This is a genomic window from Jatrophihabitans cynanchi (assembly GCF_027247405.1).
Taxonomy (GTDB): Bacteria; Actinomycetota; Actinomycetes; order Mycobacteriales; family Jatrophihabitantaceae; genus Jatrophihabitans_B; species Jatrophihabitans_B cynanchi.
Window position 1 is genome coordinate 906845 of sequence record NZ_CP097463.1, and the last position, 12461, is coordinate 919305.

Annotated in this window: 12 protein-coding genes and 1 riboswitch; of the genes, 6 read left to right on the forward strand and 6 right to left on the reverse strand. The window is 71.4% G+C overall.

The genetic code is table 11. The annotated features are described in order from the left end of the window. Positions 1-31 precede the first annotated feature (31 nt). The 3 genes from M6B22_RS04420 to M6B22_RS04430 form a co-directional block, all read right to left on the reverse strand. A complete protein-coding gene (locus M6B22_RS04420) occupies positions 32-1027 on the reverse strand; it encodes a C40 family peptidase (RefSeq protein WP_269444568.1) in 996 nt (331 codons plus the stop codon). 59 nt (positions 1028-1086) lie between these two features. Further along, a riboswitch (cyclic di-AMP (ydaO/yuaA leader) is annotated at positions 1087-1250 on the reverse strand. A gap of 147 nt (positions 1251-1397) precedes the next feature. Beyond that, positions 1398-1601 (reverse strand): hypothetical protein, encoded by a 204-nt coding sequence (locus M6B22_RS04425; RefSeq protein ID WP_269444569.1) that lies wholly within the window; start codon positions 1599-1601, stop codon positions 1398-1400. A 152-nt stretch (positions 1602-1753) separates the two neighbouring features. Beyond that, complete coding sequence (locus M6B22_RS04430; RefSeq protein ID WP_269444570.1) at positions 1754-3058, reverse strand: NYN domain-containing protein; 1305 nt, start codon at positions 3056-3058, stop codon at positions 1754-1756. A gap of 71 nt (positions 3059-3129) precedes the next feature. On the opposite strand from M6B22_RS04430, the gene M6B22_RS04435 reads away from it, so the two are divergent. Next, positions 3130-4923, forward strand: coding sequence for a DEDD exonuclease domain-containing protein (locus M6B22_RS04435; RefSeq protein WP_269444571.1), 1794 nt, complete (start codon positions 3130-3132; stop codon positions 4921-4923). A 21-nt stretch (positions 4924-4944) separates the two neighbouring features. After that, the gene (locus M6B22_RS04440) at positions 4945-5220 is read left to right on the forward strand and encodes an Lrp/AsnC family transcriptional regulator (protein WP_269444572.1); all 276 of its coding nucleotides are present in this window, start codon (positions 4945-4947) and stop codon (positions 5218-5220) included. Between the two features lie 26 nt (positions 5221-5246). Here M6B22_RS04440 and M6B22_RS04445 read toward each other — a convergent pair whose 3' ends face one another. Genes M6B22_RS04445 through M6B22_RS04455 form a run of 3 tightly spaced genes read right to left on the reverse strand, consistent with a single transcriptional unit; the run spans position 5247 to position 7898 of the window. Beyond that, entirely contained in the window at positions 5247-6395 is a 1149-nt protein-coding gene (locus M6B22_RS04445) for a cytochrome c oxidase assembly protein (protein ID WP_269444573.1), read from the reverse strand. A 22-nt stretch (positions 6396-6417) separates the two neighbouring features. Continuing rightward, the gene (gene trpD, locus M6B22_RS04450; protein ID WP_269444574.1) at positions 6418-7473 is read right to left on the reverse strand and encodes an anthranilate phosphoribosyltransferase; all 1056 of its coding nucleotides are present in this window, start codon (positions 7471-7473) and stop codon (positions 6418-6420) included. A 5-nt stretch (positions 7474-7478) separates the two neighbouring features. Beyond that, positions 7479-7898, reverse strand: a complete 420-nt coding sequence (locus M6B22_RS04455) for a response regulator (protein WP_269444575.1) — start codon at positions 7896-7898, stop codon at positions 7479-7481. Positions 7899-8050: 152 nt separating this feature from the next. On the opposite strand from M6B22_RS04455, the gene ctaE reads away from it, so the two are divergent. The 4 genes from ctaE to qcrB all read left to right on the forward strand — a co-directional run bounded on the left by ctaE (position 8051) and on the right by qcrB (position 12414). Next, positions 8051-8650 (forward strand): aa3-type cytochrome oxidase subunit III, encoded by a 600-nt coding sequence (ctaE, locus tag M6B22_RS04460; protein ID WP_456237619.1) that lies wholly within the window; start codon positions 8051-8053, stop codon positions 8648-8650. Then, positions 8647-9582: a cytochrome bc1 complex diheme cytochrome c subunit gene (gene qcrC / locus M6B22_RS04465; protein ID WP_269444577.1), complete on the forward strand. Its 936-nt coding sequence runs from the start codon at positions 8647-8649 to the stop codon at positions 9580-9582. The genes ctaE and qcrC overlap by 4 nt, the downstream gene beginning before the upstream one ends. Before the next feature lie 82 nt (positions 9583-9664). Beyond that, positions 9665-10774: a cytochrome bc1 complex Rieske iron-sulfur subunit gene (gene qcrA / locus M6B22_RS04470; protein WP_269444578.1), complete on the forward strand. Its 1110-nt coding sequence runs from the start codon at positions 9665-9667 to the stop codon at positions 10772-10774. Then, on the forward strand, positions 10774-12414 hold the full coding sequence (qcrB, locus tag M6B22_RS04475; RefSeq protein ID WP_269444579.1) for a cytochrome bc1 complex cytochrome b subunit: 1641 nt from the start codon (positions 10774-10776) through the stop codon (positions 12412-12414). Before qcrA ends, qcrB begins: the two co-directional genes overlap by 1 nt. Positions 12415-12461 lie beyond the last annotated feature (47 nt).

Consider the following 12461-nt stretch of genomic DNA (forward strand, 5'->3'; position numbering starts at 1 on the left):
TCCGCAGCTGCGAGCACCGCGGCGGCTGGCGTCAGCCGGTCAGCCGGGTCGAGCCGACGTAGCCGTTGCCCTGCACCGCCGGCACGACCGAGACGTTCTCACCGTCCTGCGGCGCGGACACCATCAGGCCGTCGCCGATGTAGATCGTGACGTGCCCGATCGGCGAGTAGTAGAACAGCAGATCGCCGGGTTCGAGCTGGCTGAACGAGACGTGATGGCCGTAGTTGTACTGGTCTGCGGCCGAGTGCGGCAGGCTGACACCGGCCGAGGCCCACGCCGCCATCGTCAGGCCGGAGCAGTCATAGCTGCCGGGACCGGCCGCGCCGTACACGTACGGCTTGCCGACCTGCTTGAGGGCGAAGCGGACGGCCTGGGCGGCTGCCTTGGAGTTGGCGGGCGGCACATTGGCGCGCAGCTGGTCCAGGCGCGAGCTGCTGACGGTCGGGTTGACCTGACGCTGGTACGCGGCGCGCTGCGCGGCGGTGAGCGAGTCCAGCAGGGTGCGGTACTTGTTCAGCTGGCGGTCGACCTGGGTGCGCTTGGCGGCGAGCGCGTCACGCTTGTCCTTGGCGGCCTTGAGCAGCGTCTTGGCTTTGGCCCGGGCCGCGTCCGCCGTCTTCTGCGCGGCGGTGAGGCCGCGGACGATCTGCGCGGTGTGCGAGGAGATCATCGACAGCGTCTGCAGTTGATCGAGATAGCTGGAGCCGCTGTTGCTCGACAGCAGCGCACCGGTGGCGCTGAAGCTGCCGCCCTCGTACATCGCGGCGGCCGCGGCGCCGAGCTGCTGGCGGGCCGACTGGAACGCCAGGTCGGCCTTCTCCGCGGCCAGGCCCGCCTTGGCGGCGGCGACCCGCTTGGTCTGGACGTCGATCTGCGCCTTGTCGAACTGCTCGACGAGTTGCGTGTTCTGCAGCGCGAGCTGCCCCAGTTCCCGCTGCACGTCCGCGACGCTGGGCGCCCGGCCGGGCACCTCCGGCGTCGCGGCGGCAAAGGAGGGGGTCAGGAGCGTGGCCGCGCCGAGAGCCACGATCGCGAGTAGGGGCCGGACGGGACGCGTACTTGCTTTCGCCACTGTTGGCCGAGCTCCGTTCTTCCTTGAGTCCGCCTACCGAGTTAGCTGACGGGTTCGGGCCGGAAGTAGCCCTACGGCACAAGGACGGCCCGCTGATCGAGCAGCCATCCCCGCACCGATTCACCCCAGGAGACGTTTGGGTCCCCGGTTCGCCACCGCGATCGAACGCGTTTGAGCGTCGGTCCCGATGTCGTGCGATTCGGCGGTGACATCCGGTGATGCTCGCGGTGAGCGTCAGGAAGCCGGAATGTCTCGGAAAGGTTACGACCCTCGCTCCCCAGGTGCAATGCGACCCCCTGGTGGGTAGTCGAACCACCCGAGAATTCTAGGCACTATCCCGGACAGAACGTGAGGAAACGGGCACGAATTTCAGTTGCGGCACGAGCCCGGCGTGTGCCAGCCGGTCCAGCGCGCGCCGCTCGGCCGCATCCAACTCGACGGGTGCGGGTGGTCGCTCCAGCAGGAACGCGACCACGCAATCGGGACATCCCTCGCCCTGCACCGGGCAGGTGTTGCAGTCGATCAGCATGCGGGCCTCCTCGCCCTGGCGGTGTCGAACGCCACGGACGCTAGGAGGCGGCACCGACAGTTTTCGCGGACGTCGCGTGGCGCGGGCGTCGCTCGGAGTGTCGCTGCCTTCGTCCCGCACGGCCGGGCGCCCTGGGTCGGAGGGCGTCGGGCTCAGCCGAGCAGGGCGAGCAGCACGGCCGACGGCGCCGTCCAGGCTCCGGCCCGGTGCACGTCGGCCACGATCTCCCGGTCGGACGTGACCACGACCACCGGCCGGCCCCGCGGCTCGGCGGCCACCAGCCGGCGGATCAGGTCGTCGGCGATCTCCCCGACACTGAACTGCACCCGGACACCGCGGGGCACGCGTGGCTGCACCGTCGGGCGGGTCTTGCCGTCGAACGCGACCGTCACCTCCGCCCCGCAGCGCGCGGCCAGCGCGGCCAGGGCGCCGATCAGCCGCTCCCGCTGCTCGGCCAGCGGCAGCTCGTCGTACCCGGTCTTGGTGACGTTGTAGCCGTCGACGATCAGGTGCACCTGGGGCAGTGCGAGCAGCCGATCCAGTGCGGCCGCATCGCGGGCCGTCCGCCCCGTCTCGGGCTCGTTCGCCGGCATGACCGAGTCGGCCGGACGCACCGACGGCGGTGGCAGGGACAGCTCGCGGCGCACGCCGGCCGTCGCTTCCTTCAGCGTCTCCAGCAGCAGCCAGAGGCGGGCGTCGTCGACGTCGCGGTCGCTGCGGGCGTCGCGGCGCACGCTCTCGCCGGCCCGTTCCAGCTCGGTGATCCGGGCGCGGAACCGGCGGCTGTCCGCCTCCCTGGCCGCCTCCGCCTTCTCCGCGCGGGCCTCGGCGTCGGCGAGCGCGGCCTGCGCGGCGTCGCGGGCGCGTTCGGCGGCACGCATGTCGCCCGTGCGGATGCGCAGCGCACGCTTGAGCTCGGCCAGTTCGGCCGCAGCCTCGGCGCCGGCCGCCGCGACCGCCTCCTTGGTGCGCGCGGCGTCGGCCTTGGCGCGCGCACGCAGTTCGGCGATCTCGGCCAGCAGCCGGGCGCGCTCCTGGCCGAACTCCTCCTCGTGGCTGCGCCCGGCCGCCCAGCGCGCGCCGGCCTCGGCGACCACCGCCTGCCAGCCGTCCGGCCGCACCAGGTAGGCCACCGCGGCGACGTCGACAGGTTCGGACGCCGCGGTCCGATCACCGGCCGAGATCGCCGCCACGAGCGTGGGCAGGGTCTCGGCGACGGCCTCGGCAACCCGCTCGCGGAACGCGTCGTCGGTGTCCAGAGTGGCCGCGATCAGCACGCTGCCCCGTTGCCGGCGCGCGGCGGGCGTGAACTTGGCGATCGCCCGAAGCGGCGCCGGGATCTCGGCCGGCTTGAGGCGGCCGAGCAGGTCGGCGGCGAGCTGGATCACCTGCTGGCGCGCGGGTTCGGGCAGTGCGACGCCGCCGGCGTCCTGCTCCGGAACCTCGGCCGCGCTCATAGCGCCAGGGTACGGGCCGGTGCGGGCGCGCCGCCGGGTTTTCGTCGTACCCCCGGCCTACCGTCCCGGTCATGGCGCATCCGGCATACGTGCAGACCAGCTTGGACGAGCTGGACGAGCCGCTGCGGCTGACCACGTTCACGGTGGTCGACCTGGAGACCACCGGCGGCTCGGCGGCGGCCGACGCCATCACCGAGGTGGGCGCGGTGCGGGTCTGCGGCGGCGAGGTCCGGGGCGAGTTCCAGACCCTGGTCGATCCCGGCGTCCCGATCACCCCGTTCGTCAGCGTGCTGACCGGCATCACCGACGCGATGGTGTCCGGCTCGCCGCGGATCGGCTCGGTGCTGCCCGCGTTCCTGGAGTTCGCGCGCGGCAGCGTGCTGGTGGCGCACAACGCGCCGTTCGACGTCGGGTTCCTGCGCGCCGCGTGCATCGATCAGGGCCTCGCCTGGCCGGGCTTCCCGGTCGTCGACACGGCACTGCTCGCCCGCCGGGTGCTGACCCGCGACGAGGTGCCCAACTGCAAGCTGGGCACCCTGGCGGCCTTCTTCGGCGCCGGCACCTCGCCCAACCACCGCGCGCTGGCCGACGCCCGGGCGACCGTCGACGTGCTGCACGCGCTGATCGGCCGCCTCGGCAGCCTGGGCGTGCAGTCGCTGCCGGAGCTGCGCGCGTTCACCGCGCAGGTCTCGCCGGCACAGCGCCGCAAGCGGCACCTCGCCGACGGGCTGCCCGCCGCGCCCGGCGTCTACGTGTTCCGCGACGCGCAGGGGACGCCGCTGTACGTGGGCACCAGCCGCAACCTGCGCTCGCGGGTGCGGCAGTACTTCGTCGCCAGCGAGACCCGGACCAGGATGGGCGAGATGGTCGGGCTGGCCGAGCGGGTCGACCCGATCGTCTGCGCGCACCCGCTCGAGGCGCAGGTGCGCGAGCTGCGGCTGATCGCCGCGCACAAGCCGCGCTACAACCGCCGGTCCAAGTTCCCGGAGCGCTCGGCGTGGCTCAAGCTCACCGACGAGGCCTTTCCACGGCTGTCCATCGTGCCGACGGCGCGCGGGGAAGCGGCCGCCTACCTCGGGCCGCTGCGCTCGCAGCGGCAGGCCGAGGCGGTCCGCGACGCGATCCACGACGCGGTGCCGCTGCGCCAGTGCACCGATCGGCTGAGCGTGCGCCGGGTGGTGCGCGCGGCATGCGCGCTCGCCGGCATCGGCCGGTGCTCCGCCCCGTGCGAGGGCAAGGTTCCGGCGGCCGACTACGCCGCGCTCGCCGACCTGGTGGCAGCGGCGTGGGCCGGCGACGTGCGGCCGCTGATCGGCCCGCTCGAGCGCAAGCTCGCCGAGCTGTCCGCGGCGCAGCGGTACGAGCAGGCCGCGGTCGTGCGCGACCGGATCGCCACCGTCGTGCGCGCCTGCGCCCGCATGCAGCGGCTGCAGGCGCTGACCGGCATCGACGAGCTGGTGGCCGCCCGCCCGGCCGACGACAAGCACGCCCGGCGCGACACCGGCGCGCGGCCCGGTCACCCGGGGTGGGACATCGTGGTCGTGCGCCGCGGCCGGCTCGCGGCCGCGGGGGTGGCGCCGGCCGGCACCGCGCCGTGGCCGGTCATCGAGGCGCTGCTGGCCACCGCAGACACCGTCGATCCCGAGCACGAGGCGCTGACCGAGGAGAGCGAGTGCATCCTGCGCTGGCTCGAGGAACCGGGCGTGCGGCTGGTGCACGCCACGCACCCGTGGGCCGTACCGGCGCACGGGGCCGGCGGCCTGGTGTCCTGGCTGGCGGCCGACTCGGCGCAGCGGGCCGCGTCACCGTTCGCCGACCGGCGGCCGCTGCCGATGAGCGCTCGCCCGGCCCGCGCGAGCGCCTGAGCCGGGCAATACGATGGCGCCGTGGTCACCGCCATCGTCATGGTCTCGGTCGAGACCGACAAGATCCCCGAAGTCGCGCAGCAGATCGCCGAGCTGGACGGGGTCAGCGAGGTCTACTCGGTCGCGGGCGACGCCGACCTGATCGCGATCGTGCGGGTGCGCGAGTTCGACCAGATCGCCGAGACGATCGCCGGCCGGCTGTCCAAGCTGCCGGGCGTGGTCGATACCGACACGCACATCGCATTCCGCGCGTACTCCCGGCACGACCTGGACGCCGCGTTCGACATCGGCTCCTGAGGGCAGCCGCCGCGTCAGCTCCCGCGTCAGCCGCGGCGTTCCAGGTCGGCGAGCCAGGCGTTGTAGGACTTGCGCGTCGCGTCGTCCTCGTCGAACGTCTCGGCCTGGGTGTCGGCGCTGCCGGTGTGCTCGGTGAACGTCGCCCGCCGGGCCTGTTCCAGCCAGCCCGACTCGTCCGCCTGATCGGTCCCGACCCGGCGCAGCCAGCCGATCACCAGTGTGATCATGATCGCGGCCATGATCCCGTCGCCGGCGAACCACATCATCGCGCCACCCGTCCGGGTGTCCGAGAGCGCATTCACCGCGACGTCCGGCGAGACCTGCATCGACACGGTGTGGCTGCCCTGCATCAGCACGATCCCGGTGAACGTGTCGACGGCCATCGACAGCGCGAGCAGCAACCAGCGCACCGGCGAGGAGAGCCGCCAGCGGATCGGCTCGTCACCGACGACGAGCAGGAAGAACTGGCATCCGGCGATCACGTACACCACGTGCTCGACCTCGCCGGCCCAGGTGTTCTGCATGATCGTGTCCATCAGCCCGGTGAGGTGGCTGCCGACGATCACGATCGTGTACGTGGCCAGGGCGATCGGCGGTGCGGTCAGGACGGTGACGATGCGCCCCTTGAGGATCCGCTCCAGGCGGTCCCGCCGTTTCGGCGTGCTCGCCGTCATGGCCAGCCGCAGCGGCCGGCCGGCGATCAGCAGCGCCGGGGCCAGCATCACCAGCGCGAGGTGGCCGGCCATGTGCGCGGTGAACAGCACCTGGTCGTAGACGGCGATCGCGCCGTTGGTCGCGTACCCGCACACGAACAGCCCGAGCATGAACAGCACGGTGCGCTTGAGCGGCCAGCGCATGCCGGGCGAGCGGACCGGCACCAGCGCGACCGCGGTCAGGTACCAGGCCGCCATGAGCACCAGGACGGCGACCGCGATCGCGTTCAGCTGCCACTTGGTGACCAGCGCCGATCCGAGCAGCGGACCGAACGGGTCGGCGCCGGCGCGCGACAACGCGTCGGCGGCGTCCAGCCCGCCCATGTGCATCGCGTGCATGTCGTGCCCGCTGCCGGCGCGCAGGTAGTGCGCGACCGCTACGCCCAGGACCGCCAGTGCCGCCAGCGCGATCGCCCAGGTGAGCAGGACAAGACGGGGCAGGCGGGCCGAACGCGCGGACATGGTCCCAGTGTCCCACCCGGCCTCAGCCGCGAGCGGCCTGGCTGGCGTCGATCCAGCGTTCCAGGATGTCGGTCGCGGCGCCCTCGTCGATCGCCCGCCGCGCCTCGACCAGGCCGGCTGCGACCGCGTCGTGCAGCGGGCGACCGGCCAGCCCGTCGTGGGCGGCGATCGCGGCGGCGGCGTTGAGCACGACGGCGTCTCGGATCAGTGGCGCGCCGCCGGCTAGCACCTCGCGCACCACCGCGGCGTTGTGCACCCGGTCGCCGCCGCGCAGCGCCTCGGGTACGACCGGCTCGATGCCGAACGCGGCCGGGTCGAGCGAAGCCGGGGTCACCGTCCCACCCGCGGCCACCCAGACGGTGGACGTGGTGGTGGTGGTCAGCTCGTCCAGGCCGTCGTCGCCACGGAAGACGAGCGCGCTGTCGCCGCGCGCGGCGAGCACGGCCGCCATCACCGGAGCCATCCGCTGATCGGCACACCCCACCGCGGCCGCGCCCACCCGGGCCGGGTTGGTGAGCGGGCCCAGGAAGTTGAAGAACGTCGGCACGCCCAGCTCGCGGCGCGGGCCGCCGGCATGGCGCATCCCGGCGTGGAAGACCGGCGCGAAGCAGAAGCCGATGCCGACCTCGGCCACGGTCTCGGCCACGCCGACGCCGTCGAGGTCGATCGCGACGCCCAACTCCTCCAGCACATCGGCCGTCCCGCAGGACGACGATGCTGCCCGGTTACCGTGCTTGATCACCCGCCGGCCGGTCGCGGCCACCAGCAGGGCGGCCATCGTGGAGATGTTGACGGTGTGCGCGCGGTCGGCGCCGGTGCCGACGACGTCCACGGCGGGGCCGCTCACCGGCACAGGTGCGGCGCGGGCCAGCATCGTCTGCACCAGGCCGGCGAGCTCGTCGGGGGTCTCCCCCTTGGCGCGCAGCAGCACCGCGAACGCGGCCAGCTGCGCGGGCGTGGCCAGCCCGGTCATGATCTCGTCCATGGCCCAGGCGGTGTCGGCGGCGCTGAGGTCCTGCCGCTGGGACAGCGCGGTGAACAGCGTCGGCCAGTCCCGCACCGGCGAATCGGGCGCCACCGGCGCTACCGGACGACCGGGATGCCGGACCTGCGGTGCCGCAGCTGCTCGGCGACCACCGCGGCGGCCTCGATCGGGTCCAGCGGGGTGTGGATGACGGCGTCGGCGAGCGACCAGGACGCCAGCCAGCCGTCCTGCCTGCGGGCGATCAGCACCACGATCGGCGGACAGTCGTCGATCTCGTACTTGAACTGGCGGGCCAGCCCCATTCCGCCCGTGGGCTGGGCCTCGCCGTCCAGGATCACGACGTCCAGACCGCCGTCGTCCAGCTGGGCGACCACCTCGGCGTGGTTGGCGCACTCCACCCACTCGATGCGGCCGGTGTCGGGCGCCGGGCGACGGCCGACAGCGGTACGGACCAGGGCCCGGACGTCCGCCGAGTTGCTGTAGACGAGGACGGTGACGCGCTCACCCAGATCGGACATGCTGCAGATCGTATCGGCGCCCGCGCGGCGCATCCCGCGGCGGGCGGAACCCACCGGCAACACGACCCCCACCCCGACGCGATGGCGGGCCCCGGACAGGACATAATGCGGGGGTGACCTCGACTGCCACGGCGCCCTTCGAGTCCAGCAAGGTGCACTCGCTGACGCGTCCGAACATCGTCAGCGTCGGCACCATCGTCTGGCTCTCCAGCGAGCTGATGTTCTTCGCCGGACTGTTCGCGATGTACTTCACGATGCGCGCGGTGCACATGCCGGACTGGCCGATGCACCTGCCGAACGACGGTGGCATCGATGCCGGTCACGCGATCGTGCCGAAGATCGCCTACGCGACGCCGTTCACGATCATCCTGGTGGCCTCCAGCTTCACCTGCCAGTGGGGCGTCTTCGCGGCCGAGAAGGGCGACGTGTTCAAGCTGCGTCGCTGGTTCACCATCACGTTCTTCATGGGCCTGATCTTCGTGCTGGGTCAGCTCAACGAGTTCCGGATGGAGGTCGCCGAAGGCAACACGATCTCGCGCACCGGGTACGGGTCGGTGTTCTACCTGACCGAGGGCTTCCACGCGCTGCACGTGATGGGCGGCCTGCTCGCCTTCGTCTTCTTCCTGATCCGCACGACGCTGGGCAAGTTCACCCCCGCCCAGGCGACGTCGGCGATCGTGGTGTCCTACTACTGGCACTTCGTCGACGTGGTGTGGATCGGCCTGTTCGCCACGATCTACATCATCCAGTGAGCAATCGCCGCGACGGTGAAGGGACTTTCGAGTTGAAGGACTTCGACCTCGAGATGGCCGACGACGGCGAGTTCGGTTTCGAGCCTGCGGTGCCGGTCACCGGCGCCGAGCCGCGCGCCACAGCAGCTGCGTCCGTCGGCTCGCCCGGGCGCAAGCGCTCGCTCGGCAGGCTGCGCCGTCGCCTGACCGCCGCTGCCGTGCTGGCCGTGGCGCTGCTCGGCACCGGCGGCGCCTACACGCTGTTCGCGAACACCTCCGGTGCCTCGGACACCACCACCGGCGCCTCGGACATCGCGGCCGGCCGCCAGTTGTACGAGACCTCGTGCATCACTTGTCACGGCGCGAACCTGCAGGGCGTGAAGGATCGCGGCGTCCCGCTGCTCGGCGTTGGTGGCGCGGCCGTCTACTTCCAGGTCAGCACCGGACGCATGCCGGCAACCGGGCAGGGGTCCGAGCAGTACCGCAAGGACGCCAAGTTCACCGACGAGCAGACCCGCCAGCTCGCGGCGTACGTGCAGTCGATGGGCGGTGGCGAGGACATCCCGCGCGGGGCGGTCCGCGACGACGCCGACCTCGCCGAGGGCGGCAACCTGTTCCGGCTGAACTGCGCGTCCTGCCACGGCACGACGTTCAAGGGCGCGCCGCTGTCCGCCGGCGCCACCGCGCCGTCGCTGAACGATGCGACCGACCTGCAGATCTACACCGCGATGCTCACCGGCCCGGAGAACATGCCGGTCTTCGGCGACAACCAGATCACGCCGAGCGAGAAGCGTCAGATCGTCAGCTACATCCAGACCCTGAAGGCCTCCATGGACCCGGGCGGTCACGGCATCGACCGGATCGGTCCGGTGTCCGAGGCGGTTGTCATCTGGGTCGCCGGCATCGGCGCGATCATGCTGATCATCTTGTGGATCGGGGCAAAGACAGAATGACCGAGCTCGCGACTTCACCCGGCAGTGCAGTGGAGGATTTCGCCAGCTCTGCACGGGCAGCGACGACCAGCGAGGGAACACAGTGACCGGTAACCCGACCGAGGGCCCGAGCGCCGACGAGCTGCGGGAGATGTCGACCGAGGACGCCATGCGGGCCGGCGCCGAGGCCGACGGCGTCCACATCGTCAGCCGCCGCGACCGCTTCCCGGTTCGTGGCACCAAGGCCGAGAAGCGCGCCGAGCGTGGCGTGGCCGCGATGTTCACGCTGTCCGCGCTCGCCGGAGTGGGCTTCATCGTCGCGTTCATCGCCCTGCCCTACAAGTGGCACCTGCCCGGCACGCCGCAGAACTTCCGCTTCTACACGCCCGCGCTGGGCATCCTGATCGCGTTGATGCTGTTCGGCATGGCGTTCGGCCTGGTGCTGTGGGCCAAGTGGCTGATGCCCGAAGAGGAGATCATCCAGGACCGGCACGACGAGCCGTCCACCGAAGAGGACAAGCTGATGACCGAGGCCACGCTCGCGCGCGGCCTGGAGGACACCGGGTTGCCGCGTCGCTCGATGATCCTCAAGTCGCTCGGCCTCGCCGGCGGCGCGCTCGCGACGGTGCCGCTCGTGGCGCTGGTCGGCGGCATGCTCAAGAAGCCCGGCGACCAGCTGGACCACACGCTGTACCGCAAGGACAAGAAGCGCTTCCCGGAGAGCGGCGGGCGGGTGCCGCTCGTGTACGCCGACTGGCGCCGGGTCGGCCCGAACGACCTGTCCCCCGGCGGCATCGCCACCGTCTTCCCCGGCGTGCGCGAGAAGATCGACGGCTACGACGGCGTGACGTCCGCGTCGTCGCCGACACTGCTCATCCGGCTGCGTCCGGGACAGACCGTCAAGGCGCGCAAGGGTCAGGCCGGCTTCGGCTGGCCCGCCCACAATCCCGAGTACCTGGCGTTCTCCAAGATCTGCACGCACGCCGGCTGCCCCGCCTCCCTGTACGAGCAGCAGACCACCCGGTTGCTGTGCCCGTGCCACCAGTCGCAGTTCGAGGTGCTGCAGGACGCCAAGCCGGTGTTCGGCCCGGCAACCCGCAGCCTGCCGAAGCTGCCGCTGGACGTCGTCGTCGCCGAGGACGGCACGCAGTACTTCGTGGCCCGCGAGGACTTCAACGAACCGATCGGCCCCGGCTTCTGGGAGCGCTCCTGATGAGCAAGTCTCGCCGTACCGACACCCCGCGCACGCCGCAGGGCAAGGCCGCCAAGTTCTTCGACGAGCGGCTCAACCTCGCCGGGCCGATCCGCAAGCAGCTGAACAAGGTCTTCCCGGACCACTGGTCGTTCATGATGGGCGAGATCGCGCTGTACTCGTTCATCATCTTGCTGCTCACCGGCACCTACCTGTCGTTCTTCTTCGACCCGTCGATGGCCGAGACCGTCTATCACGGCCGGTACCTGCCGCTGAACGGCATCACGATGTCCAAGGCGTACGAGTCGACGCTGAACATCACCTTCGACGTGCGCGGCGGCCTGATCGTGCGCCAGATCCATCACTGGGCGGCGCTGCTGTTCGTCGCCGCGATGATGGTGCACATGTTCCGGATCTTCTTCACCGGGGCGTTCCGCAAGCCGCGCGAGCTGAACTGGCTGATCGGGCTGGGCCTGATCACGCTGGGCATCGTCGAGGGCTTCGCCGGCTACTCGCTGCCGGACGACCTGCTCTCGGGCACCGGCCTTCGCATCGCCGACGCGATCATGCTCTCGATCCCGATCGTCGGTACCTGGATCTCCTTCCTCGTGTTCGGCGGCCCGTTCCCGGGCGAGCTGATCATCGGACGCTTCTACATCGCGCACGTGCTGCTGATACCGGCGATCCTGGCCGCCCTCATCGGCGCCCACCTCGCGCTCGTCGTGCGGCAGAAGCACACCCAGTTCCCGCAGCCGGGGCGCACCGAGCACCAGGTCAGCGGCGAGCGGGTCTACCCGATCTACGCGGCCAAGGCCGGCGGTTTCTTCTTCATGGTCTTCGGTGTGCTCGCCGCCCTGGGCGGCCTCGCCCAGATCAACCCGGTGTGGCTGTACGGGCCGTACAACCCGGCCCAGGTGTCCTCCGGATCGCAGCCCGACTTCTACATGATGTTCCTGGACGGCTCGACCCGCCTGTTCCCGTCCTGGGAGATCAGGCTGTGGGGCCACACGCTGCCGCCGCTGTTCTGGCCGACCGTGGTGCTGCCGGGCATCCTGTTCACTCTCGCCGGGCTGTACCCGTTCATCGAGGCGCGGATGACCAAGGACAGGGCGCATCACAACCTGCTGCAGCGCCCGCGTGACGTGCCGGTCCGGACCTCGCTCGGCGCGATGGCGATCACGTTCTACCTGGTGCTGTTCCTGTCCGGCGGCAACGACGTCATCGCCAAGGCGTTCGACATCTCGCTGAACGCCATGACCTGGGGCGGGCGCATCGCGCTGCTGATCCTGCCGCCCATCGCCTACGTGGCCGCGTACCGCGTCTGCCTGGGGCTGCAGCGGCACGACCGCGAGGTGCTCGAGCACGGCCTGGAGACCGGCATCATCAAGCTGCTGCCGACCGGCGAGTTCATCGAGGTGCACCAGCCGCTGGGCCCGGTGGACGAGCACGGTCACGGCCAGCTGACCTACGCCGGCACCCCGGTGCCCAAGCGGATGGGCCAGCTCGGTGCCGCGTCCCCGCTCAGGCACATCCGCGGATTCTTCTACCCGGTGAAGGAGAAGCCGGAGATCCAGGCTGCGCTGGACGAGCTCGACGCGGCGCAGGAGCAGCGCGGCAACGAGCCGCGTGAGCTGGAGTCCAGCAGCTCCTCGCCCGAGTAGCGCACGGTCGGCTGTCTGCGCCACGTTGCTCAGGGGGACCGTGCTCA

Bases quoted from the DNA above. Each gene is read 5' to 3' on its own strand.
- M6B22_RS04425 (WP_269444569.1), bottom strand. From the start codon at position 1,601: ATGCTGATCGACTGCAACACCTGCCCGGTGCAGGGCGAGGGATGTCCC.
- M6B22_RS04430 (WP_269444570.1), bottom strand. From the start codon at position 3,058: ATGAGCGCGGCCGAGGTTCCGGAGCAGGACGCCGGCGGCGTCGCACTG.
- M6B22_RS04435 (WP_269444571.1), top strand. From the start codon at position 3,130: ATGGCGCATCCGGCATACGTGCAGACCAGCTTGGACGAGCTGGACGAG.
- M6B22_RS04445 (WP_269444573.1), bottom strand. From the start codon at position 6,395: ATGTCCGCGCGTTCGGCCCGCCTGCCCCGTCTTGTCCTGCTCACCTGG.
- M6B22_RS04455 (WP_269444575.1), bottom strand. From the start codon at position 7,898: ATGTCCGATCTGGGTGAGCGCGTCACCGTCCTCGTCTACAGCAACTCG.
- qcrB (WP_269444579.1), top strand. From the start codon at position 10,774: ATGAGCAAGTCTCGCCGTACCGACACCCCGCGCACGCCGCAGGGCAAG.